Here is a 21,312-nt window from a genome sequence, read left to right on the forward strand (position 1 = left end):
CGACGATCTCCAGCGGCCGCTTGGGGGCGAACGCAACGGCGGCGCGGGTCTTCATATCACTCTCCGTTCGGGCTGAGCTTGTCCAGGCATCGTCTTAAGCGACCGTGGGAAGGAGGACGACCCTTCGACAAGCTCAGGGCGACCGGAAATCAACGATCAGCGCGCCTTGTGGAAGCGTTCGCGCTCGATCGCGCCGAGCCGCTCGGTCATGGCGACGCGGCCGCCGAACTGGAAGCCGAGCTGGCTTTCATAGGCCGCGCACATGGCGATCCGCGCCTCGATCAGCTCGGCGTCGAGCGCGACCGTCCATGCGGGGTCGCCGGGCGCCCGGTCGGCACGGTCGAGATACGGCCAGTCCTCCCATAGCAGCAGGCGCTCGGGATCCGCGACGCGGGCCAGCGCCTCGCGAACGATATGGTGGTCGACATGGGCACCGATGCCGAGCGGGCCGAGGATCAGCGTCGCATCCTTTACCAGGCGGGCGAGTTCGGGGGCGAGGCGATCGGCCATGTCGTCGGCGGGAAGGCGATCGCCGAATAATTCGGAGGCGGACTCGTACCCTCGGTGCGGGGCTTCGAGGAACGGGAGGTGGACGGGCGTCGCGCCGATCGCCGCGCAGGCGCGCTCGTCCTCGCCCCGGCGAAGCGCCATATAATCGAGCTCGGCGGGCAGGCCCTTGTCGAGTTGGCAGGCGAGCGCGAAGCCTTGCGGGTCGGACACGTTGCCGGTGAAGCAGGTGACGATCGTCACCCGCCCGCCATCCCGGACATACCCCGCCAGCGTTCCGCCCGCCGAGAAAGCGGCGTCGTCGAGATGCGGGGAGACAGCGACGAGGTGGCCGTTCACAGCAGATGCGGCTCGGCGCGGAAGCGGCACGGGGACACCGGCAACTCCTCGGAAAAATCGGTGGCGGGCGCGGTGCCGAGCAGGCGGTCGTACACGCCGACGATCTGGCGGCCGACGGCGCTCCAGCTATAGACGCGGCGGCATTCCTCCAGCGCGGCGGCGGCCAGGCGGTCGCGTAGGGGACGGTCCTGAACCAGGCGGGTGAGCGCGGCGGTGAGCGCGGGTATGTCGCCCGGGTCGGTCAGAAGGCCGTTCTCCCCGTCGCGCAGGCAGTCGACGACGCCGACCGCGCGGCAGGACAGGACGGCGTGGCCGCTCGCCATCGCCTCCAGGATCGTGTTCGAGAACCCTTCCGCATAGGTGGGCGACACGAATACGTCGTGGCGGCGGTAGAGGTCGGGGACGTCGGCATAGTCGGCGTATCCGGAGAAGGCGACGCGGTGCCCGAGCGCGAGGTCGGCAGCGAGCGCGCGGGCCGCGTCAACGTCGGGACCGATGCCGGAGATGGTGGCGGACCAGTCGCCGGTAACGGCGGGAAGCGCGTGGAGGAAGTCGAGCACGCCTTTGCGGCGGTCGACGCGGCCGTGATAGAGCAGGCGGACGGGGCCGGTGCTCCCCTCCCCCGGCGTGAAGCGGTCGGTGTCGACCGCGCCGGGGACGATCGTGAAGCGCTCCGTCGGCGTGCCGAGGCGACCCTGGACCTCCTCGGCGAAGCTCGCGCCGCCGATCAGCAATGCTCCCGCATGGTCGAGGACCCGGACCATCGCCTCGCGGTGCGTCTCGCAGCAGGAGCCGACCCAGTGGCCGTCGCCGCCCTGGATCGAGACGAGGCACGGGACACCCGACCGTTTGGCGGCGAGGAGCGTCGCCCAGCCGGTCGGGTAGCCGTATTGCGCATGGAGGATGTCGAAGGGACGGCGTTCGTGCTCGCGCATGATCGTGAAGACCACCGCGTCGATGTCGCGCTCGAAGTCGCCGCCGTTCTGTTCGCCGAGCGCTTCCAGCCCGATCACGCGGACGCCGGGCACGGGTGGGGGCGGGCCGCCGCCATAGACGGCACGGCGGGCGGGATCGCCGTAATATTGGCTCACCATCGTCACGTCGTGCCCCGCCGCGACGAGCTCGCGCAGGAGGTTGAGCGCGTAGATCGACATGCCGGAGATGGCGGGGAAGAAGCGGCGGGAGACGAAGCAGATCCTCACTGTTCGGCGTTCTTCAGATACGCGATCGATTCCGGGATAGCGGCGTGGGCGCGGGGCGACTCGCGGGAAAGTTCGACGCAGACCAGCTTCGAAAACCCGATCTGGCTGAGCGCCGAGAGGATCGCGGGGATGTCCATGTCGCCCTGTCCGAACGGCAGATGCGTATGGTCGCCGCGGCGCATGTCCTCGATCGCGACGGTGCCCAGGCGCGAGGCGTAGAGGCGCACCGCCTCCTCCGGATCGATGTCGCCGGTCACGAGGCAATGGCCGGTGTCGAGCGCGAGGCACAGGCTCGGATGGAAGTCGTGGAGGCGTTGGTAGTCGCCGACCGTCTCGATCAGCATGCCCGGCTCGGGTTCCAGGCTCACGGCGACGCCCGCGCGGTCGGCATACTCGCAGATTTGCGCGAGGCCGCGGTCGAGCCAGTCGAACGCGTCGGTCCGGTCGACCTCCGGCTTGGGGACGCCCGCCCAGAAGCTGACGGTTTCGGAGCCGAGGATCGCGGCGATGTCGACCGAGCGTTGGAGGAACGCGACGCGGCGCGCGCGGCCCTCGGGCGAGGTGGTGACGAGCGTGGGTTCGTGCTTGTCGCGCGGGTCGAGCAGGTAGCGCGCGCCGGTCTCGATCACGCTGCCGAGGTCCAGCGACGCGAGCAGCGCAGCGACCCGTTCAGCCTCGACGCGCCAGCCGTCCGCGAAGGGATCGAGATGATGGTGGTCGAGCGTGAGCGCGACGCCGTCATAGCCGCTGTCGGCAATCAGCCGGATCGCGTCATCCAGCCGGTGCGAGGCCGCGCCGTTGGTGTTGTAGGCGTAGCGCAGGCTCATGCGGGCTCCGTGGCCGTGTGGAACATCATCTCGTGGCTGCCGGGCTCGCGGTAGAGCGGATAGAGCCCGCCGACGATCCGCTCCGCTTCGGCGGTGTCGAACAGGGGTTGGCCGCCGAGCCGGTCCTGCGCCTCGCGCGTCAGACGGACGGGGCGGCGAGTCTCGCTCGGCTCGCCCCAGCGGATCAGCGGGCTGTCGGCCGCGACGAGCTTGGCGACGCCGCGCTCGCCGATGCGGGCGTAGCTCATCGTCTCGACCTCGAGCCGTGGGACGATCACGCGCGCGGCGTGCATCGGCGCGCCATCGGCGGTCCAGTCGAGGACGAGCGGGTCGAAGTCGGCGGCGACCAGTCGGCGCGCGGCTTCGTCGCCCTTGGCCTCCGGCGCGACGATGTCGCTGGTGGCGAGCGAGGCGAAGGGGCGCTCGCTGCGCACGGTGAAGACGGGATCGGTCAGCAGGTCGCGGAGCGCGGGGCCGTCCAGCGACAGCCAACGGCGGAAAGCGTCGACCTGGCGCGGTTCGGTGTCGCGGGCGGCGCGGCGGGTGCGGGGCTCGACGCGCTCCCAATAGCCCGGTGGCATGACGGCGCGGATCAGCTCGAGCGGGCCGAAGGTGAAGGCCTTGCGCGCGCGGGCGTGGGCGTATTCGAGCACCGCCTTGCGCAGCGCCGAGTGCCGGTCGAGATCCGACGCCTCCCCGCCCCCGGTCATCGCGATCGGGACGGGGAGCGCTTCGGGCACGCGGTCGCCGCCCACGACGTACAGGTTGACGAGGCCGAACTCGTCGGTCGCGAATTTGGGGAGCAAGTCGATGCCCGTGCCCGCCACGCGGTCGACGACGGCCCGGAGATCGGGCGGGAGCGTGTCGTCGAGCGTCAGGCGGACGCCGGGATCGAGCGCGCGGAAGAACAGGCCGTTGCCGTCGCGCTGCAGCAGCTCAAACAGTCCGTGCGCGCGCGCCCACTCGCGCGTCGGCCCGGCGCCCAGGCCGTTGGTGATGAGCGTGGTGAACGGGCGGTAGTCGCCGGGTAGCGCGTCGGTGGAGAGCGCTGCAAGATCGACGGGCACGAGCACGGGGCCGCCCGCGAACCAGCGCCGCGCCTCCACCCAGCGGAGCGGCGTGTCGCGGCCGACGGGCGAGCCGGCGGGGAGGCAGAGTTCGAGCGGATCGGCGACCGCGCCCCTGCCCCGCTCGGCGACGAGCCGGTCGTAGCTGCCCTCCACTTGCGCGAGCTTGGCGAAGCCGAGGCGGGCGTGGACCTCCTCGTAGCACTCCGCGACGGCGGCGATGATCGCGCGGGCGTGCGTCTCGCCGTAGCCGGTACCTTGCTGCATCTCGCATCCGGCGGCGGCGGGGTCGTGCGGGAACAGCGCGGCCTTCCAGGCGGGTACGCCCGTGCGGTCGAGCGGACTCATGTCGAACAGGTACCACTCGCCCGCGGGCATCGCGTCGATATAGGCGCGGGCGATGTCGGGGACGGGTTCGGCGCAGTGGATCAACGCATAGGCTCCAAAGACAGGGACTCCAAGGGCAGGCGGCGGACGCCGGGCGGGCGGGCGAGCGCCTCGTCGAGCGCGGCGAGCGCTTGCGCGCGGCCGATCTCCGGCGCGTATTCGAAGGGGGTGAGGACCGCGTCGAAGGCGAGCGGGGCGATCACGTCGCGGTAGCGACGAAGCTCGGCGTGGGTGAGCGGGATGTCTAGGTGGAACGCCTTGTGGCTGGAGATGGCCTGGCTGCGGCCGGCGGCGTCCTGGTCGATCTTGAACATGTCGCCGCAGAACAGGCGGCGGCCGAACGCGTCGTGGAGCGCGGCCTGGCCCTCGTAATGACCGCCGACATGGTGGAGCACGTAACCCGGCGCGAGTTCTAGGGTGTCGTCGTACGGGTAATTCACCCCGAACGCCTTGGTCATGCGCAGGTCGTCGCGGTGAATGGCGAGGACGGCCGGGCGGAACGCGTTCTGGAGCTGCCAGAGCGCGCCGTAGCCGTGCGCGTGCGAGGCGGCGAGGATCTGAACGCCGCCGAGTTGCTCGATCCGGGCGAGCATGGTGTTTGAATAATACGGAGCGGCTTCGAAGGCGATGTTGCCCTCCGGCCGGACGATCAGCCAGCCCGTGCCGGCGAGGCCCAGGTTCGGCGTGGTGGTGAACGCCCACAGGCCGGGGGCGACCTCCCTGCCCTGCCCTTCATGCGTCGCGCGGACCTCGTGCTCGGGGAGGAACCGCCAGCCGTCGGCGGGGAGCTCGTTGCGGACGTCGGTGCAGACGGGGCAGTCGGGCGGCGCGAAATGGCGTTGCCAGAAGCCGCAGTTTGCGCAGGCCCAGTAGGTCAGAGGCATGCGCGCGCCGTCATGTAGGCGCGGTCGAACAGGCGCATGAGGTCGAGGTCGCGGGCGAGCGAAAAGTCGTGCGGCTCGCCCCGCACGGCGGCCTGAAAGGCGGCGGCCTGGGCGGCGAACGGGCTCGTGAGATCGCCGAAGGTCACGCCGACGACGCCTTGGTCGTTGGTCAGCGTCACCGTCCCGCCCGGGGTCTGGCCCATGGTGTCGATCGCGGTCAGGAGGCCGGTCTCGCCCTGCACTTCGAGGCGGCGGCGGGGGAGGACTTCGGGGCAATTATAGGCGACGTGGCTGGTCAGGAGCACGCCCGACGCGGTGCGGCCGGACAGGATGCCGCCGTCGTCGACCGGATAGTCGTGGATGCGGCGTTGCAGGTCGATATGGAGGCGGTCGAGCGGCTCGCCGACGAGGAGCTGGGCGAGGTCGAGGCCGTGGAGCGCGAGATCGATCACCGCTCCGCCCCCGGCCGCCTGCGGATCGGCGCGCCAGTTGGGCGAGCCCAACCCGTCGGCGGACCAGAGCGGGTCGACCCAGCAGCAATAGACGATCCGGACCGCGACGGGGCGGCCGATCGCACCGTCCGCGATCAGCTCCGCCATCCGACGGTGGGCGGGGTGGTGACGCTGATCGAAGGCCGTGCCGTAAAGGACGCCGGTGTCGGCGACCGCGCGGCCGATCGCCTCCGCGTCGTTCAGCGAGTGCGCCAGGGGCTTCTCGCACAGTACCGGTATGCCCGCCTCGGCGGCGGCGCGGACGGGGCCGAGATGCGCGTTGTTGGGGGTGGCGACATAGAGCAGGTCGACCTCGCCGCTCGCGAGCATCGTCGCGGCGTCGTCGAAGGCGAGGATGCCCGCCGACTCGGCGCTCGCCTGCGCGATCGGGGACGGGTCCGCGATCGCGGTCACGACGCCCCCGGCGGCCTCGATCGCGGGCGCCATATAATCACGCGCGACCCAGCCGAAGCCGGCGATGCCCCAGCGGGCGGGTCTTACCCTTTCCGTTCGCCCTGAGCTTGTCGAAGGGTCGTTTTCGTCCTTGGCGGAGGGAGAGGGACGAGCCTTCGACAAGCTCGGGCCGAACGGGGGTGGCGTGGTCGACACCATCACCACCGCTCCGGAAGGTCGACCAGGCGCCGGGTGCGGACGTCGTCGCCCGCGTCGCTGGCCCAAGCGCATCCGGCCGCGTATTCGTCGCGGTAGTGATCGGACGGCCAGCGCACGCCGTCCTCGCCGAGCAGCGGATTGCGACGGAGCTTGGCGTCGGTCGGCGGCAGGGCGAAGCCGCCCGTCAGTGAACGCGCCGGTCCGCCGCCTTTCGCCAGCGACCAGGCCTCGACGGCTGGGTCGTCGACCCACGCCGTCGATTCGGGCGCATCCGCCGTGAGGAGCGCGCCGAGCAACGCGCGTTCGTCGAAGACGGTCGCGTCGGGAAAGAACGTCGCCCACTCGTCCGCGCGCTTGGCCGGTCCCTTCGCGCCGCCGGTGAAGCCGCTGTTATGAACGTGGCTGACCGCCAATACGCCGTCGGGGGCGGTCGCATCTCGAAGACGGTCCGCCACGAACTCCTGGCGCGGCATGAAGTAGAAGGCGTCGTGGCACTGGACGAGGTCGAACCGCTCCGGGCCGATCGGCCAGGTCGCGCCCGCGTCGAACACGACGTACTCGGCTTCCGGGGCGACCCAATGCTTGGCGAGCCAGCATTTGGCGAACACCACATCCGCGCCCACGCAGGCCACGCCGCGCCGGGTCAGTTCGCGGAGATAATGGCCGATGCCGCAGGCGAGCTCGAACGCGGTCTTCGGCTCGGCCCAATGCGCTTCGAGCAGTGCGAGGCCGGCGAGGTAGGTCGGGTCGCTCCAACGATAGGCGAAATAGTCCGCGACGGGGCCGAAGCGGAGCAGCGCCATCGCATCGCGCAAGCTCAGTGTATCGCGCTCGGCGACGAGGCGGCGAAGGTCGGTGAGATCGGTCGCGGGGCCGGTCCACCAAGCGTCCTGATCGGTCAGGAGCGCGACCAATGCTTCGTCGGTGCGACCCGCATCGAGGTGGTTGAGCGCGAGCGCGACCAGCCCCTCGCTCTCGACGCGCAGATAGGGGATGCCGTCGACCACGGGCCAGCGACCGCCCCAACCGTCCGCGAGCGATTGGGGCGTGTCGGCGGTCAATGCCTGCCCGCTTGTGGGCGAGAGCAGCGGGATCACGCCAGCCCGACTTGGCTCAGGATGTGGTCGTGGAAGCCCTTGACCGGGCCGTCATGCACCAGGCCGTAGGTGCCGAGCACCTCGCCCATCGTCACGGTCGCGGCGCGGAGGTGCTGTTCGATCTCCAGCACGCGGTCGAGCACGTCGCCGACATGGAAAGCGCGGGCATGCGGGGCGACGTCGCCGCCGATCGGTGCGAGCGCGGCGCGGACCTGCTCGGCGACGGCGGGCGCGAGTTCCACCATCGCCATCTCGCGCGCACGGTCGATCACCGCGTCCAGCGCATCCCCGAGCAGCACCTCGCCGCTGAAGCCGGAGTCGGGCATCGCCGCATTGTGGAAATGATGCGCCATCGAGGCGACGAACGCGACGACCGGGTCGGCGTCGTACCACGGCGCGGCGATCACGGCGTAGACGGCGACCATCAGGGAGTGCTCCGCATGGTTTTCCGGCGGTTGGAGCATGATGCGCGGACGGCCCGGGCACGTCACGCCTGCGCGTGGCTGGCGGGTGAGCTTGCCGACGAAATCGGGCACGGGCCCGGGGTCCGGGGCACCCGCCGCGAGCGCGGGACGGAGCCGCGCAGCGAGGGCGGGGTCGAGACCCGCCGCCACCTCGTCGAACGCGCGTTCCAGTATTACGACCGCTTCATTGCCCAACCCAAGCGCGCGGAGCTTGGCGAGATCGAGGTCGCCGAGCCGGGCCGCCGCCAACGCGGCCGCGACTGTACGCGCCATGACGTCGGACGCGGGGACGCCGGCTGCCAAAGCCGCCCAGCCGTCCGCGAACAACCGGTCGGCGATCGTGCCCGGCCGGTCGGCGGACCGGATGCGCTTCAGGTCGCCGAGTTCGCGGAAAAGCGGGAGGATGGCGGGAGTCATCATCTTAGTCCTCCCCTGGAAGGGGAGGTGGCGCGCCGAAGGCGTGACGGAGGGGTATCTCTCGACATGGACAAGCTTAGCCTTGTCGAGAGATACCCCTCCACCATGCCTCGCATGGTTCCTCTCCCCCTCCGGGGGAGGATGGCGCAGCCGGACCTCACGCCCTTACTTCCCGCTCGCGAGCCAGTTGTCGAGGATCAGCTGCTGCTCGCCGAAGCCGTGGATCGGATCGCGCCCGCCCGCGGTCTGCGGCGATTTGAAGAACACGCCGAGCTGCTCCTGCACCCCGCCCTCGCCGCGCGCCTGCGCGAGGCCGAGGCAGCGCGCGATCTCGATCGCGAGCGGGGCGGCCAGAACAGAGTCCTTGCACAGGAAGTTGAGCTTGAGCTGCATCTTCTGGCCCAGGAAGCCCGTCAGGTCGATATTGTCCCACGCCTCCTTGTCGTCGCCGCGCGGGCGGTAATAATGGATCATGATGATGTGATCCTCGACCGGGTAGCCCAGGATCTGGTCGAGCACGCTCTTCTTGGTGTCGACCTTCGACGCCAGCGACTTGGGATCGTCGAGCGCGAGCCCATCCGAATTGCCCAGGATGTTGGTCGAGAACCAGCCGTCGACATGGAGCGCGCGGTCGCGCAGCGCCGGGGCGATCACCGTCTTCATGAGCGTCTGGCCGGTCTTGCCGTCCTTGCCCGCGACGGGGACGTTCCGCCGGGCCGCGAGGTCGGCGAGCGGCTGGACATCGGCGGCGGTCGAGGGTGTGAAGTTGGCGTATGGAGCGCCCGCGTCGATCGCGGCGTAGGCGTAGAGCATCGCCGGGCTGATCGCGGGATCGTCGCGGTCGAGCGCGCGTTCGAACGCGTCGACCGAGGTCCAGGCGTCCGCGTCGGCGTCGATCTTGCGCTCGGTCGATGCGAGGTTGATCATCACCACGCGGTCGAGGCGCTTTTCCTGCTTGAACCGCGACAGGTCGTCCTTGATGCGCTCGACGGCGGCGCGGTGGCCGGGCGCGGCGATCTTGTTGGCGCCGTCGATGTTGGCGCAGAAGTCAGTAGAGCCGACCGCGGGCCAGGGCCGCATTTCGCGGAGCGCCGACGCGCCGTTGGCCAGTTCCTTCTCGCCGATCACGCCGTGGCGCATCGCCGCCGTGCCGAGATCGTCGCCGCTGAGATCCCAGCCGTCGAAGTAGATGTCGCGATACGCCGCCATTCCCGCGACCTGACGGTCGGCGAGCGGAAGCCCGGACAGATCGTTCGATCCGCTGCGGATCATCTCGACCCCCGCCGCGGCCGTGGTGGCGACCGCGCCGCCCATGCCGATCACCGCGACACCCAAACGCTCCGACATTTCCTTGGTCCCTGTTCAACGACGCATGCCCTGCGTCAACGCGCCGCCGCCGAATGCCGCCGCACTCCCCCGGGGGAAACGGCGAAATCAGCGAACGTTGCCGTAAGTTATCCAGTGTCGGCCCGTCAGGCCGCCAGCGCGGTCGGTCCGGGCAGCCAATCGGTCTGCACGGTCGCATAGCGATCGATGAAGCCGGTGAAGCGCACGAGTTCGGCTTCGTCCACGATGCGTACGCGTCGGCCGGTCCGCTCGATCATGCCGCGGCGCTCCATCTCGCCGAGCGTCCGATTGACATGGACCTTGGTCAGCCCGACCGCGTCGCCGATGTCCTTTTGCGTGAGCGGCAGGTCGAAGGACTCGATCACGCCGCCCGCGGTGACGCGCAGACGCGCAAGGATGTCGAGCAGCAGCGTCGCCAGCCGCTCGATCGCGTCGGTGCGCCCGATGGAGGCGAGCCGGTCGCTCATCGCGACGTTCTCGGCGGCGGCCATGGCGTACAGCATGCCCGCCAGTCGCGGCTGCGCCTTGAAGATGCGGCCGAGATTGACCTTGGACAGTTCGGACACGACGCAGTCGGACACCGCGGTGATCGTATTGGCGGCCTGCGCCCAGGCGATGCTCGACGTGCCGATCAGGTCGCCGGGATAGTGGAAGCGCAGGATCTGGCGACCGCCCGACTTCAGCTCGATCCCCGAATGCAGCCAACCCTGCTGGACGACGAACAGCTGGTCGACGGTCCCGCCTTGCTCCATCAGCACCATGCCCGACGGCACGCGCACCTCGCGGCGTTCGGCCCAGTCGAGCGCGTCGCGCTCCTCCTCGGTCAGGGAGAGATACCGCTCCAGGCGGCCGGTCAAAGCGCTGCGGCGCATGGGCGATCCCTTGTCCTGGACGGTGCGCGGGCGCGGACCGTCATGTAACTCTATCACGCCCGTAACGATCAAACGACAATCCCGTTGCATGGTCGTTTCGTGCCGAAGTTAATGAATGTGTACCAAATTAGTAACGTCCAAACGTTCAATCCGGATGCATCCGACGGCTTGAGCCAATTTGGCAATATTAACGCCGGCTCGCGGGTTCCATTCGCGCGGCGCGTACCTGCGGGAGCGGAACTCGGCCGACCGGCATAGGCCCTTGTCGTCGTGCGGTTTTGCGGGCAATGTTGCCGGATCATGACACCTCCGCCCCCGGATGGATCACGCGACCGCCGGATCGAGGATCCCACCAATCTGTACCTGATCCACCCACTCGGCCGGCGTCTGCTCGGCCCCGCGCTGCGGGCGCGGGTGTCGGCGAACGCGGTTTCCGTGGCGGGTCTTTTCATCGGCTTGGGTGCCGCGTGGGGCTTCGGGCACTGGGTCGACTGGCGGTGGAGCGTGATCGGGCTCCTCCTCGCGGCGGCATGGCTGGTGGCCGATGGGCTCGACGGGATGATCGCGCGCGCGACGGGTACGGCCAGCCCGCTCGGCCGGGTGCTCGACGGGGTCTGCGATCACGGCGTGTTTATCTTGATCTATGTCGCGGTCGCGCTGTCGATCGGCACGGTGGACGGTTGGGCGCTCGCGATCATCGCGGGCACGGCGCATGCGGTGCAATCTAGCCTCTATGAAGGCGAACGGGCGAGGTACCATCGCCGGATCAAGGGAGCGGCACCTTCCACGCCCCTGCCGGTCGGCCATAATCCGTTCGTTCGGCTATATGACGCCGTGGCTTTCGGCATGGACCGCGTCACCGCGCGCTTCGATGCGGCGTTGGACGGTCCTGACGGTCATCGCCTGCGGATCGCGTATGCGGACGGGGCGGTGCCGCCGATGCGGTTGCTGGCGCTGCTGACCGCCAACATGCGCGTGCTGGCGCTGTTCGGCGCGTGCGTCGCGGGTCGGCCCGAGCTGTTCTGCTGGATCGAGATCGCGCCGATGACGCTGATCGCCATCGCCGGAATCGCGTGGCACCGGCGCGTCGAGACGCGGCTGCTCGCGCGCGCGCATCCTCTTCAACCGCCCCGGGAGCTGGGCGCGGTATTCTTCTCCAAGGATCAGATAGGCTGATGGCAAGCATAAAGGTCGCCGTGGTCGGCATCGGCAATTGCGCGAGCTCGCTCGTGCAAGGGTTGTCCCACTACCGCGAGGGCGCGAACGACCAGACCGGGCTGATGCATTACGACATGGGCGGATATCGCCCGTCGGACATCGAAGTGGTCGCCGCCTGGGACATCGATCGACGCAAGGTCGGGCTGGACGTGGCCGATGCGATCTTCGCCAAACCCAACTGCACCGCCGTGTTCTGCCCGTCGGTCGAGGCGACGGGCGCGGTCGTGCGCATGGGTCGCGTGCTCGACGGGTTCGCCGAGCATATGGCCGACTTCAAGGACGACCGCACCTTCCTGCTCGCCGATCTGATCGAGCCGACCAAGGACGAGGTGGTCGCCGAGCTGCGCCGCACCCGCGCCGACGTGCTGATGAACTACCTGCCCGTGGGCAGCCAGGAGGCGACCGAATTCTACGCCGAATGCGCGCTCGAGGCCGGGGTCGCGTTCGTCAACAACATCCCCGTGTTCATCGCGTCGAACCCCGAATGGGCCAAGCGTTTCGAGGAGGCGGGCGTGCCGATCATCGGCGATGACATCAAGGCGCAGCTGGGCGCTACGATCGTCCACCGCGTACTGACCGACCTGTTCGCCAAGCGCGGCGTGAAGCTGGACCGGACGTACCAGCTGAACACCGGCGGCAACACCGACTTCCTTAACATGTCGAACCACCGCCGGCTCGAATCCAAGAAGATATCCAAGACCGAAGCCGTGCAGTCGGTCGCGGCCGAGCGGCTGTCGGACGACAATGTCCATATCGGCCCGTCCGACTACGTGCCGTGGCAGAACGACAACAAGGTCTGCTTCCTGCGCATGGAGGGGCAGCTGTTCGGCGGCGTGCCGATGAATCTGGAGCTCCGCCTGTCTGTCGAGGACAGCCCCAATTCGGCGGGCGTCGCGATCGACATGATCCGCTGCGCTAAGCTCGCCAGCGACCGGGGCTTGCGGGGGCCGATCGACGCGGCGTCCGCTTATTTCTGCAAGCATCCGCGCACGCAGATGACCGACGACATCGCGCAACTCGAGGTCGAGCGGTTCATCGAAGCCGCTTGAGGTGATCCGCACCGCGATCCTGCTGGCGGCGGGCGAGGGCAGCCGGCTTCGGGGGGCTACCCCGCTCAAGCCGCTATGCCCCGTGGCGGGCCGGACGCTGATCGATCATGCGCTGACCGGGCTGGGCGCGGCGGGAATCGGGCGGGTTGTGGTGGTGACCGGCTACGGCGCGGACACGGTCGAGGCGTATCTGCGCGCGCGGCGTTGGCCGGTCGTGGTCGAAACGGTCAGGTCGGGCGACTGGCGGCTGCCCAACGGCTTGTCTGTGCTCGCGGCCGCGCCGGTCGTCAAAGGAGAGACGCTGCTGGCGATGTGCGACCACCTGGTCGCGCCCGCGCTGTACCGCCGCATGGCCGAGGCGGGCACGGGCGCGGGGCTGCGGCTGGGCGTCGACCGGCGGCTGGGCCATCCGTCAGTTGATCCGATGGACGTGACGCGCGTGGCGACGATGGGGGACCGCATTGTCGCGATCGGCAAGGAGCTGGAGCCGCACGACTGCTACGACACGGGCGTGTTCGCGGTCGGCCCCGCCTTATTCGACGTGCTCGGCCGGATGCCCGCGCCGTCGCTGACCGAGGGCGTGCGCGCGCTCGCGGCGACGGGACGTGCCAGGGTCGTGGATTGCAGCGATCTCGACTGGATCGACGTGGACGATCCCGCCGCGCTCGCCGAGGCGGAGCGGCTGGTCGCCTAAGCCGCGCGCGCCAGCTCCCGCCCGAGCAGTCCGGCTACCAAGTCACCTTGCACCGGACGGCTGAACAGATAGCCCTGGATGCTTCCGCAGCCCTGTTCGCGCAAACGGGCGAGCTGGTCGACATCCTCGACCCCCTCCGCCGTGGTATCCATGTGCAGCGCGCCCGCCAGGTCCACGATCGCGCGGACGATGGCCGCGGCGCTCGGATCATGCACGACGTTGATCACGAAGCTGCGGTCGATCTTGATCTTGTCGAACGGGAACGAACGCAGGTAGCTGAGCGACGAATAGCCCGTGCCGAAATCGTCGAGCGCCACCCGGACGCCGAGCGCGCGGAGCGAGTGAAGCAACGTCACCACGGGCCCCTCCCCCTCCAGGAACACCGACTCGGTGATCTCGACCTCGAGCCGGGCGGGCGCGAGGCCGCTGCGCGCGAGCGCCTGGGCGATGACGCTCGCGAAACCGGCGTGGCGGAACTGGATCGGCGACACGTTGACCGCGATCCGCAGATGGTCGGGCCACCCCGCGGCGAAGCGGCAGGCCTCGTGCATCACCCATTCGCCGATCGCGATGATCAGCCCGGTCTCCTCGGCGACGGGGATGAAGTCGATCGGGGAGACCAGCCCGCGCGTCGGGTGGTTCCAGCGGAGGAGCGCCTCGAACCCGCCGATCCGGTCGGTGCCGAGATCGACGATCGGCTGGTAGTGGAGGGTGAACTCCCCGGTCGCGATCGCGCGGCGCAGATCGAGCTCGAGCTGGCGCCGCGCGCGCGCGGCCGCGTCGAGTGCGGGCTCGAAGAAGGAATAGGTTCCGCCCCCCTCGCCCTTGGCGCGGTAGAGGGCCAGGTCGGCGTTCTTGAGGAGCTCGTCCGGATCCCGCCCGTCGGCGGGTCCGACTGCGATGCCGATGCTGACCCCCGTCGCGATCAGCTGGCCGTCGATCCATATCGGCTCGCGCAGGCGGTCGAGCACCGCTTGCGCCAGCGCGCGCGGACGGTCCAGGTTCGAGCCGCCCGCCAGCACGATCGCGAACTCGTCGCCGCCCAGCCGCGCGACCACGCCGTCGGGCGCGAGCTCGACCACGGTCGCGCCGACCAGCCGGAGCAGCTTGTCGCCCGCCGGGTGGCCCAACGTATCGTTGACCGTTTTGAACCCGTCCAGGTCCAGGCACAGCACCGCCACCGTCCCGCTCGCATGCGCCGCGCGCGCGACCGCCTGGTCCAGCGCCTGACGGAGCGCGGCGCGGTTGGGCAGGCCGGTGAGCGAGTCGTGGAACGCCATGTGCGTGATCCGCGTCTCGCGCTCGACGATTTCGGCCGACATGCGGTTGAAGCTTTCGGCCAACCGGCCGATCTCGTCCGTCCCGTCGACGCGAAGCTCGGTCCGGGACCCGTTCTCGAGCGAGCGCACGGCGCGGTCGAGCATCGCCAGCGGCTGCGTGATCCCGCGGGCGAGCCGACCGCTTCCCACAAGCACGACGATCAGCCCGGCCAGGCCGGTCAGCGCGATCCCGATCCGGATCGGACGATAAGCGGCCAGCGCCAGGGACAACGGGTAGCGGATCAGGAGGACGGCCCGCGGTCGACCGTCCGGCCCGGCGAGCGGCTTGACGAGCGCGAGCGCGGTGCCGGTCGACAGCGCGAGCGAGACGGGCGCGCGGCTCGCTCCCGGGCTCGCGACGAGCTTGTCGAGCGCGGCGCTCGGCCGGAGGTCCCCCTCCGTCGCGACCCAGCGCGCACCGTCGCGGCGGAGCACCGTGGCGGTGAGCGGGATGGCGGAAAAGCCCTCCAAGGCGCGCATCTCCGCTCCGTCGAGACGCAGCGCGAACACGACCCAGCCGATCTCGGAAGGCGCCAATATCGGTGCCAGCACGAACCGATACGGACGCCCGCCCGCCACCGACACCGCGTCGCGGCGGCCCCGGGCGAGCGTGAAGGGCAGCTCGGCGGCGACGCGCGCCAGATCCCCCTCGGCCCCGACGACCCCGCCCTCCAGATCGACCACCATCGCGGAGGCGACGCGCGCGCGGGCCTTCAGCGAAGTCAGCGCGGAGGCGATGGTCGGGCGGTCGTCGCTCGCCACCGCCGAGCGGAAGCCGAAATCGCGCCCGAGAATGTCCGCCGCCTCGACCAGCGATCGCTCGCGCTCGGCCCATAGCCGGTCGTGGATCTTGCCGGCGGTGGCGAGCTGAGCCTCGGTAATCCGCCGCGCGCTCGCTTCCAGCGCGACGTTCGCCACCCCGGCGATCGCGAGGAGCACGAGTGCGAACAGCCCGGCATACAGGAGGCCGAGCTTGCTGCGGAGCGTTGTAAATCGAGGCGGCCCGATGCGGATCACCGCCCGATCGTCACCGTCGTCGCATAGCCCGCCGTACCCACCGCGATCGGCCGCGAGAGGCTGTTGCCGGGCGCGCGGATGGACGGATGCCAGACGCGCATGACGGCCCCGCCTGCGGGCACGTCGGTCCAGGCGACGCGGCCCGTCGTTCCCGCCTGCGCCGCGAACGGCGTGGCGGTCACGAACACGAATCCGCTCATCAGATCATGGATGTTGCAGCCAAGCGCGACGGGGCCGGGCTTGTCGAACACGACGGAGCGCGTGTCCTCGCGCCCATAGAGCCGCAGGTCGAACTTCTTGGGGCGGGAGAAGGAATAGACGTGGTGGCGCACCTTGTCCCGGTTCGGAAACCCCACGGTCGCGCCCACCGGCACGATCAGCACGCGCGGCTGGAACTGGATGTCGCGCTGCTCGATCAGATACGCCCCGCGCGGGGCGGGCGCGGCCCGGCCCGGCACCTCGATCGTCACGACGGCCCCGGCCAACGGTTCGCCGCCCGGGCCCTGGACGGTGATCGCGACGGGCGCGGCGGCGGCCGGGGTTGCGACGGATGCGAGCGCGACGAGCGCGGAACGACGGAACATGGTCGGTCGCCTACCGCCTATCGTTTTGACGTTCCGTAAAGACCGTCTTTACGAGGCGTTCACCAGCTCCGGACTAGTCGAGTTTCGGAACCGGAGATCATGAAGTCTTTATATTTCGTCATGTTGTTGCTGTTGATCAGTGTTCCTGCCCACGCCAGCGACTGGCGCGGCGGCGGCAAGCTGGTGCTGACCGACGGGATCACCAGCGTCGACGGATCGGCGGGCGGCGGGATCGCCAGCTGGGCGACGATCGCGGGCAATGAAACCGAGCGCGGCATCGGCGCGACCGCGCATGCGACGGGCGTATACCTCAACGATTTCGATTTGAAGGCGTACGGCGTCGCGGTAGGCATCCGCGACCGGGTCGAGCTGTCCTATACGCGGCAGAGCTTCGATATCGGCAAAACCGGCGCGGCGCTCGGCCTCGGAAAGGGCTTCACCTTCGGGCAGGACATATACGGCGCCAAGATCAGGCTGCTGGGCGACGCGGTGTGGGCGCAGGATACGATCGTGCCGCAGATATCGGTCGGGGTGCAGCACAAGCGCGCGAGCCGAGCGCCGGTGCTGCGCGCGATCGGCGCCAGGAAGGCTAACGGCACCGATTACTATCTGTCCGCCACCAAACTGCTGCTGGCGCGCAGCCTGATCGTGAACGCGACCGTGCGGCTGACCAAGGCCAACCAATGGGGCCTGCTGGGGCACGGCGGCGACAGGGGCGCGAAGCTCGGGACGCAGTTCGAGGGATCGGCGGCGGTGATGCTGTCGCCGCGCCTGGCGGTCGGGGCGGAGGTGAGGACCAAGCCCGACCGGCTCGGCTTCGCGCGGGAGGATGACGCCTACGACCTGTTCGCGGCCTGGGGCGTCCACCGTCACGTGACGCTCACCGCCGCCTACGCCGACCTGGGCGGCATCGCGACGGTGAAGAAACAACGTGGGCTTTTCGTCCAGCTCCAGACCGGATTTTGAGGAGAACATACATGATCCTGCTCGCCTTCCTGCTTCAGGTCGCCGCCGTCGAGGAACCGGTCGCACCCTACGTCCAGAGCCCCGCCAACGCCGGCGCCGCGCCCTTTGCGGACGACGGCATGTGGCGCGCCTTTCACGGGCGCGCGGGCGTCGAACGGATGGTGGACGCGTTCCTTGCGCGCAACCTGGCCGACCCGCGGATCGACGACATCTTCAAGGGGCAGGACCGCGTCCGTCTCCGCCGCGTGCTGAACGAGCATTTCTGCTACCTGCTCGGCGGCGGGTGCGCCTATACCGGGCGATCGATGAAGGACGCGCACCGGAACATGGGGCTCCAGAGCGCCGACATGGGCGCGCTGACCGAAAACCTGCAATGGGCGATGCGGGCCGAGGGCGTGCCCTTCGTCGCGCAGAACCGGCTGCTGGCGAAGCTCGCCCCGATGAAGCGGGACGTGGTGAAGCGGTAGGTGGGCTTGCACCCTCTCCCGCTTTCGCGGGAGAGGGAAAGACGCGGCGTAGCCGCGGCGAGGGTGAGGGCCGGACCTTTCCGGGAAAGGTCCGGCCCTCACCCTGGCGCTAACGCGCCTGTCCCTCTCCCGCGAAAGCGGGAGAGGGTTTATAGCTGCCACATGACTCGCAACATCGTCATCCTTACCGGCGCGGGCGTGTCCGCCGAGAGCGGGCTCGCCACCTTCCGCGGCCCGGGCGGCTTGTGGGAAGGCCACCGCGTCGAGGACGTATGCACCCCGCAGGCGCTCCGAGCCGATCCCGAGCTCGTCCACCGATTCTACGACGAACGCCGCGCGGCGCTGGACCGGGTCGAACCGAACGGGGCGCACCGGGCACTCGCCCGGCTGGAGGCGGAGTGGCCCGGCGAAATGCTGCTGGTGACGCAGAATGTCGACGATCTCCACGAGCGCGCCGGATCGATGCGACTCCTCCACATGCATGGCGAGCTCAACGCCGCGCTCTGCGCCGATTGCGGCGAGCGCCGGACGTGGGCGGGATCGCTCCCGCCCGGCACCCCCTGCCCTGCCTGCGCCGCGCCCGCGCTCCGCCCCGACATCGTGTTCTTCGGCGAGATGCCCTACGAGATAGACCGCATCGACCGCGCGGTCGCGACGGCGGACCTGTTCGTGTCGATCGGCACCTCGGGCGCGGTGTACCCGGCGGCGGGGTTCGTCCGGACCGCCGCCTATCACGGCGCGCGGACGCTCGAGCTCAATCTCGAGCGGTCGGCGGGCAGCGGCTGGTTCGACGAGACGCGGCTCGGCCCGGCGGGCGAGCTGGTGCCCGCATGGGTGGAGGAACTGCTCAAGTCCTCCCCCGGAGGGGGAAGTGGCGCGCCGAAGGCGTGACGGAGGGGTAGCTCTCCGCGCGCGCAGGCCTGGCCGTGTCGAGAGCTACCCCTCCACCATTCGCGTGAAGAACGCGAACGGTCCCCCTCCCCCTGCGGGGGAGGATTGAAGAGGGCTACTCCACCCAGTCCAGCCCCATGTCGCGGTAGACTTCGCGGTCCTCGGCCCAGCCCTCCTTCACCTTGACGTGGAGGTACAGATGCACGGGCCGCTCCATCAGCGTCGCCAGCTGCACCCGGGCGCGCGCGCCGATCTGCTTGATGCGCTCGCCGCCCTTGCCCAGCACGATCGCACGCTGGGTCGGGCGCTCGACCAGGATCTGCTGGTGGATCTCGACCGATCCGTCGGGGCGCTCCTCGTACCGTTCGGTCTCGACCGCGCTGGCGTATGGAAGCTCGGCATGGAGCTGGAGGAACAGCTGCTCGCGCGTGATCTCCGTCGCGAGCGCGCGCTCGGTGGCGTCGGACACCTGGTCCGCCGGATAGTGCCACGGCCCCGTCGGCATCAGCGCGGCGAACGCGGATTTGAGCTCGGGCACGCCGTCGCCCGTCTGCGCGCTGACGAACCAGATCTCGTCGAACGCCACGAGCGCGTTCAGCTTCTCCGCATGGCCCAGCAGCTTGGCCTTGTCCGCCAGATCGACCTTGTTGAGCACCAGATGCTTGGGCTCGGGCCGCGTGGCGATGCGCTCGACGATCGACGTCACTTTGGGGCCGAGCCCACCTTTGCCGTCGACCACGAGCGCAACGATGTCCGCGCCCTCCGCGCCGTCCCAGGCGGCGGCCACCATTGCGCGGTCGAACCGGCGCTTGGGCTCGAAGATGCCCGGCGTGTCGACGAGGAGCAATTGCGCGTCGCCCTCGATCGCGACGCCGAGCAGCTTGGTGCGCGTCGTCTGCGCCTTGGGGGAGACGATCGCGACCTTCTGGCCGACGAGCGCGTTCACCAAAGTGGACTTGCCGGCGTTGGGCGCGCCGACGACGGCGATCAGGCCGCATTTCTGTTCCGTCATGCGGACGCGTTACGCCGCCCACGCGCCGGGGTCACGTCCCGAAGCTGCTGGAGGAGCGCCCGGGCGGCGGCGGTCTCCGCCTCCTGCTTGCTCGCCCCCACGGCGCTCGCCTCGTGCCCGCGGCCGACGCGCACGACCACGGTGAAGCGCGGCGCGTGGTGCGGGCCGGAGCGGTCGGCGACCTCGTATTCCGGGGCGGCGCGGTTGTGCGCGGCGGCCCATTCCTGGAGCTGCGACTTCGGATGCTGAGGCGCCTTGGCCTGCGCATGGACCCGCGTCCCCCAGACGCGACGCACGAAGGCGCGCGCCTCGTCGAGTCCCGCCTCCAGATGGAACGCGCCCAGCAGCGACTCGAGCACGTCGCCCAGCACGTTGTCGCTCCCGAGCGCGCCGTCGTCGCGCGCCTGCTTGCCCAGGCGTAGATGCTCGGGAACGCCGAGCTCGCGCGCGATCTCCGCGCAGGTCGCGCCCGCGACGAGCGTGTTGAACCGCTTGGACAAATTACCCTCGGGCTCGTCGGGGAACAGCTCAAACAGCCATTCGGCCATGCACAGCCCCAGCACGCGGTCGCCCAGGAACTCGAGCCGCTCGTAATTGCCCTCGCTCAGGCTCGAATGCGTCAGCGCGCGTTCGAAGCGGGAGAGGTCGACCGGCGCGCGGCCGAACAGTTGGGCGAGCCAAGCGGCCGGTTCGCTCAAAACGTCTCGCCGATCCGTGTCGCCCGCGCGGCGGAGACCCACGTCCAGGGTTTCAGCCACTCCGCGGTGCCGTCGGTCGAGAAGAAGGTCACGAGCGCCCGGCCCTCCAGATTGGCCTGCGGCACGAAATGGAAGCCGATCGGCGGCGCGAAGCGGCTGTCGCCGCTATTGTCGCGGTTGTCGCCCATCATGAACACATGGCCCGCCGGGACCGTGAACAGCTCCGTATCGTCGGCCGCCGGGATGTCCGCCTGGTCGAGCACGTCATAGCTCCGCCCGCCGGGCAACGTCTCGCGGTAGCGGCGGTAGCGGCAGATCGGGCCGTCGGCGCCGACATCCTGGAACTGCGACGGGCAGGTGTAGTTGGGCGTGATCGGTACGACGAAGTCGGCCACGCGCAGCTTGGAGATCGCACGGCCGCTCAGGAACAGCTGCCCGGCCCGCATCTGCACCGTGTCGCCCGGCAGGCCGATCACGCGCTTGATGACGTCATGGTCGTTCAGCGGATTGCCGCGGAACACCGCCACGTCGCCGCGCGCCGGCTGGCGCGCGAGCACGCGGCCCGGGATCAGCGGCAGCCCCCACGGCAGCGACCAGCGCGAATAGCCGTAGTTCCATTTGCTCACGAGCAGATAATCGCCGATCAGCAGGCGCGGCAGCATCGACTCCGACGGGATCACGAACGGCGCGATCACGAAGGACCGGAACAGCAGCACGAAGAGCGCGAGCTTGAGCAGGAAGCGCCCGGTCTCGGCGGCTTCCGAGCGCGCCGGGGACCGCTTGGGAGAGGTGGCCATCGCCAAGCCAACTGCGCGCGGGCGGGGGGGGCGTCAAGGCCGGACGGCTTTCCCGGGTGGCGCAAGCTTCCGGCCCGTATTACCTGC

General features: G+C 69.8%; 21 protein-coding genes. 6 read left to right on the forward strand and 15 right to left on the reverse strand.

All coding sequences use genetic code 11. The features are described 5' to 3' along the window. Positions 1-156 precede the first annotated feature (156 nt). The 10 genes from ACFE7F_RS10620 to ACFE7F_RS10665 form a co-directional block, all read right to left on the reverse strand. Complete coding sequence (locus tag ACFE7F_RS10620) at positions 157-846, reverse strand: PIG-L deacetylase family protein (RefSeq protein WP_375403824.1); 690 nt, start codon at positions 844-846, stop codon at positions 157-159. Continuing rightward, positions 843-2,048, reverse strand: a complete 1,206-nt coding sequence (locus ACFE7F_RS10625) for a glycosyltransferase family 4 protein (RefSeq protein WP_375403825.1) — start codon at positions 2,046-2,048, stop codon at positions 843-845. Before ACFE7F_RS10625 ends, ACFE7F_RS10620 begins: the two co-directional genes overlap by 4 nt. Then, on the reverse strand, positions 2,045-2,875 hold the full coding sequence (locus ACFE7F_RS10630) for a sugar phosphate isomerase/epimerase family protein (protein ID WP_375403826.1): 831 nt from the start codon (positions 2,873-2,875) through the stop codon (positions 2,045-2,047). Before ACFE7F_RS10630 ends, ACFE7F_RS10625 begins: the two co-directional genes overlap by 4 nt. Beyond that, positions 2,872-4,374 (reverse strand): YcaO-like family protein, encoded by a 1,503-nt coding sequence (locus tag ACFE7F_RS10635; protein WP_375403827.1) that lies wholly within the window; start codon positions 4,372-4,374, stop codon positions 2,872-2,874. Before ACFE7F_RS10635 ends, ACFE7F_RS10630 begins: the two co-directional genes overlap by 4 nt. Next, positions 4,371-5,213 (reverse strand): hypothetical protein, encoded by an 843-nt coding sequence (locus ACFE7F_RS10640; RefSeq protein WP_375403828.1) that lies wholly within the window; start codon positions 5,211-5,213, stop codon positions 4,371-4,373. Before ACFE7F_RS10640 ends, ACFE7F_RS10635 begins: the two co-directional genes overlap by 4 nt. Further along, positions 5,204-6,184, reverse strand: coding sequence for a Gfo/Idh/MocA family protein (locus tag ACFE7F_RS10645; RefSeq protein ID WP_375403854.1), 981 nt, complete (start codon positions 6,182-6,184; stop codon positions 5,204-5,206). The genes ACFE7F_RS10640 and ACFE7F_RS10645 overlap by 10 nt, the downstream gene beginning before the upstream one ends. Before the next feature lie 131 nt (positions 6,185-6,315). Continuing rightward, positions 6,316-7,413, reverse strand: a complete 1,098-nt coding sequence (locus tag ACFE7F_RS10650; RefSeq protein WP_375403829.1) for a class I SAM-dependent methyltransferase — start codon at positions 7,411-7,413, stop codon at positions 6,316-6,318. Next, a complete protein-coding gene (locus tag ACFE7F_RS10655; RefSeq protein ID WP_375403830.1) occupies positions 7,410-8,294 on the reverse strand; it encodes a hypothetical protein in 885 nt (294 codons plus the stop codon). Before ACFE7F_RS10655 ends, ACFE7F_RS10650 begins: the two co-directional genes overlap by 4 nt. A gap of 165 nt (positions 8,295-8,459) precedes the next feature. Next, the gene (locus ACFE7F_RS10660) at positions 8,460-9,641 is read right to left on the reverse strand and encodes an inositol-3-phosphate synthase (protein ID WP_375403831.1); all 1,182 of its coding nucleotides are present in this window, start codon (positions 9,639-9,641) and stop codon (positions 8,460-8,462) included. Between the two features lie 125 nt (positions 9,642-9,766). Then, positions 9,767-10,513 carry a Crp/Fnr family transcriptional regulator gene (locus ACFE7F_RS10665; protein ID WP_375403832.1) on the reverse strand — a complete coding sequence of 249 codons (747 nt, stop codon included), beginning with the start codon at positions 10,511-10,513 and terminating at the stop codon, positions 9,767-9,769. Positions 10,514-10,813: 300 nt separating this feature from the next. On the opposite strand from ACFE7F_RS10665, the gene ACFE7F_RS10670 reads away from it, so the two are divergent. The 3 genes from ACFE7F_RS10670 to ACFE7F_RS10680 are packed head-to-tail and all read left to right on the forward strand — an operon-like array spanning position 10,814 to position 13,474. Beyond that, the gene (locus ACFE7F_RS10670) at positions 10,814-11,689 is read left to right on the forward strand and encodes a CDP-alcohol phosphatidyltransferase family protein (RefSeq protein ID WP_375403833.1); all 876 of its coding nucleotides are present in this window, start codon (positions 10,814-10,816) and stop codon (positions 11,687-11,689) included. Beyond that, complete coding sequence (locus ACFE7F_RS10675; RefSeq protein WP_375403834.1) at positions 11,689-12,780, forward strand: inositol-3-phosphate synthase; 1,092 nt, start codon at positions 11,689-11,691, stop codon at positions 12,778-12,780. Before ACFE7F_RS10670 ends, ACFE7F_RS10675 begins: the two co-directional genes overlap by 1 nt. A 1-nt stretch (position 12,781) precedes the next feature. Further along, positions 12,782-13,474 (forward strand): NTP transferase domain-containing protein, encoded by a 693-nt coding sequence (locus tag ACFE7F_RS10680; protein ID WP_375403835.1) that lies wholly within the window; start codon positions 12,782-12,784, stop codon positions 13,472-13,474. Here the strand turns inward: ACFE7F_RS10680 and ACFE7F_RS10685 are convergent. Together ACFE7F_RS10685 and ACFE7F_RS10690 are read right to left on the reverse strand one after the other, a co-directional pair. Then, entirely contained in the window at positions 13,471-15,810 is a 2,340-nt protein-coding gene (locus ACFE7F_RS10685; protein WP_375403836.1) for a putative bifunctional diguanylate cyclase/phosphodiesterase, read from the reverse strand. The two genes, ACFE7F_RS10680 and ACFE7F_RS10685, sit on opposite strands and share 4 nt — an antisense overlap. Further along, positions 15,807-16,394, reverse strand: a complete 588-nt coding sequence (locus ACFE7F_RS10690; protein WP_375403837.1) for a methylamine utilization protein — start codon at positions 16,392-16,394, stop codon at positions 15,807-15,809. Before ACFE7F_RS10690 ends, ACFE7F_RS10685 begins: the two co-directional genes overlap by 4 nt. Before the next feature lie 99 nt (positions 16,395-16,493). Here ACFE7F_RS10690 and ACFE7F_RS10695 point away from each other — a divergent pair, with 99 nt between their 5' ends. The 3 genes from ACFE7F_RS10695 (at position 16,494) to ACFE7F_RS10705 (ending at position 18,718) form a co-directional block, all read left to right on the forward strand. Then, positions 16,494-17,360 carry a DUF3034 family protein gene (locus tag ACFE7F_RS10695; protein WP_375403838.1) on the forward strand — a complete coding sequence of 289 codons (867 nt, stop codon included), beginning with the start codon at positions 16,494-16,496 and terminating at the stop codon, positions 17,358-17,360. A gap of 11 nt (positions 17,361-17,371) precedes the next feature. Beyond that, complete coding sequence (locus ACFE7F_RS10700; protein WP_375403839.1) at positions 17,372-17,827, forward strand: group 1 truncated hemoglobin; 456 nt, start codon at positions 17,372-17,374, stop codon at positions 17,825-17,827. Positions 17,828-17,989: 162 nt separating this feature from the next. Continuing rightward, entirely contained in the window at positions 17,990-18,718 is a 729-nt protein-coding gene (locus tag ACFE7F_RS10705) for an NAD-dependent deacylase (RefSeq protein ID WP_375403840.1), read from the forward strand. Between the two features lie 115 nt (positions 18,719-18,833). Here ACFE7F_RS10705 and era read toward each other — a convergent pair whose 3' ends face one another. The 3 genes from era to lepB are packed head-to-tail and all read right to left on the reverse strand — an operon-like array spanning position 18,834 to position 21,225. After that, positions 18,834-19,730 (reverse strand): GTPase Era, encoded by an 897-nt coding sequence (gene era, locus ACFE7F_RS10710; RefSeq protein WP_375403841.1) that lies wholly within the window; start codon positions 19,728-19,730, stop codon positions 18,834-18,836. After that, positions 19,727-20,428: a ribonuclease III gene (gene rnc, locus ACFE7F_RS10715; RefSeq protein WP_375403842.1), complete on the reverse strand. Its 702-nt coding sequence runs from the start codon at positions 20,426-20,428 to the stop codon at positions 19,727-19,729. The genes era and rnc overlap by 4 nt, the downstream gene beginning before the upstream one ends. After that, positions 20,425-21,225: a signal peptidase I gene (lepB, locus tag ACFE7F_RS10720; protein ID WP_375403843.1), complete on the reverse strand. Its 801-nt coding sequence runs from the start codon at positions 21,223-21,225 to the stop codon at positions 20,425-20,427. The genes rnc and lepB overlap by 4 nt, the downstream gene beginning before the upstream one ends. Positions 21,226-21,312: the final 87 nt, after the last annotated feature.

Origin of the sequence: uncultured Sphingomonas sp. (assembly GCF_964235535.1) — a bacterium.
In the GTDB taxonomy this organism is placed as follows: Bacteria; Pseudomonadota; Alphaproteobacteria; order Sphingomonadales; family Sphingomonadaceae; genus Sphingomonas.

Coding starts and splice junctions, on each gene's coding strand:
- ACFE7F_RS10630 (WP_375403826.1), bottom strand. CDS start 2,875: ATGAGCCTGCGCTACGCCTACAACACCAACGGCGCGGCCTCGCACCGG.
- ACFE7F_RS10640 (WP_375403828.1), bottom strand. CDS start 5,213: ATGCCTCTGACCTACTGGGCCTGCGCAAACTGCGGCTTCTGGCAACGC.
- ACFE7F_RS10655 (WP_375403830.1), bottom strand. CDS start 8,294: ATGACTCCCGCCATCCTCCCGCTTTTCCGCGAACTCGGCGACCTGAAG.
- ACFE7F_RS10660 (WP_375403831.1), bottom strand. CDS start 9,641: ATGTCGGAGCGTTTGGGTGTCGCGGTGATCGGCATGGGCGGCGCGGTC.
- ACFE7F_RS10665 (WP_375403832.1), bottom strand. CDS start 10,513: ATGCGCCGCAGCGCTTTGACCGGCCGCCTGGAGCGGTATCTCTCCCTG.
- ACFE7F_RS10670 (WP_375403833.1), top strand. CDS start 10,814: ATGACACCTCCGCCCCCGGATGGATCACGCGACCGCCGGATCGAGGAT.
- ACFE7F_RS10675 (WP_375403834.1), top strand. CDS start 11,689: ATGGCAAGCATAAAGGTCGCCGTGGTCGGCATCGGCAATTGCGCGAGC.
- ACFE7F_RS10690 (WP_375403837.1), bottom strand. CDS start 16,394: ATGTTCCGTCGTTCCGCGCTCGTCGCGCTCGCATCCGTCGCAACCCCG.
- ACFE7F_RS10695 (WP_375403838.1), top strand. CDS start 16,494: ATGAAGTCTTTATATTTCGTCATGTTGTTGCTGTTGATCAGTGTTCCT.
- ACFE7F_RS10700 (WP_375403839.1), top strand. CDS start 17,372: ATGATCCTGCTCGCCTTCCTGCTTCAGGTCGCCGCCGTCGAGGAACCG.
- ACFE7F_RS10705 (WP_375403840.1), top strand. CDS start 17,990: ATGACTCGCAACATCGTCATCCTTACCGGCGCGGGCGTGTCCGCCGAG.
- era (WP_375403841.1), bottom strand. CDS start 19,730: ATGACGGAACAGAAATGCGGCCTGATCGCCGTCGTCGGCGCGCCCAAC.
- lepB (WP_375403843.1), bottom strand. CDS start 21,225: ATGGCCACCTCTCCCAAGCGGTCCCCGGCGCGCTCGGAAGCCGCCGAG.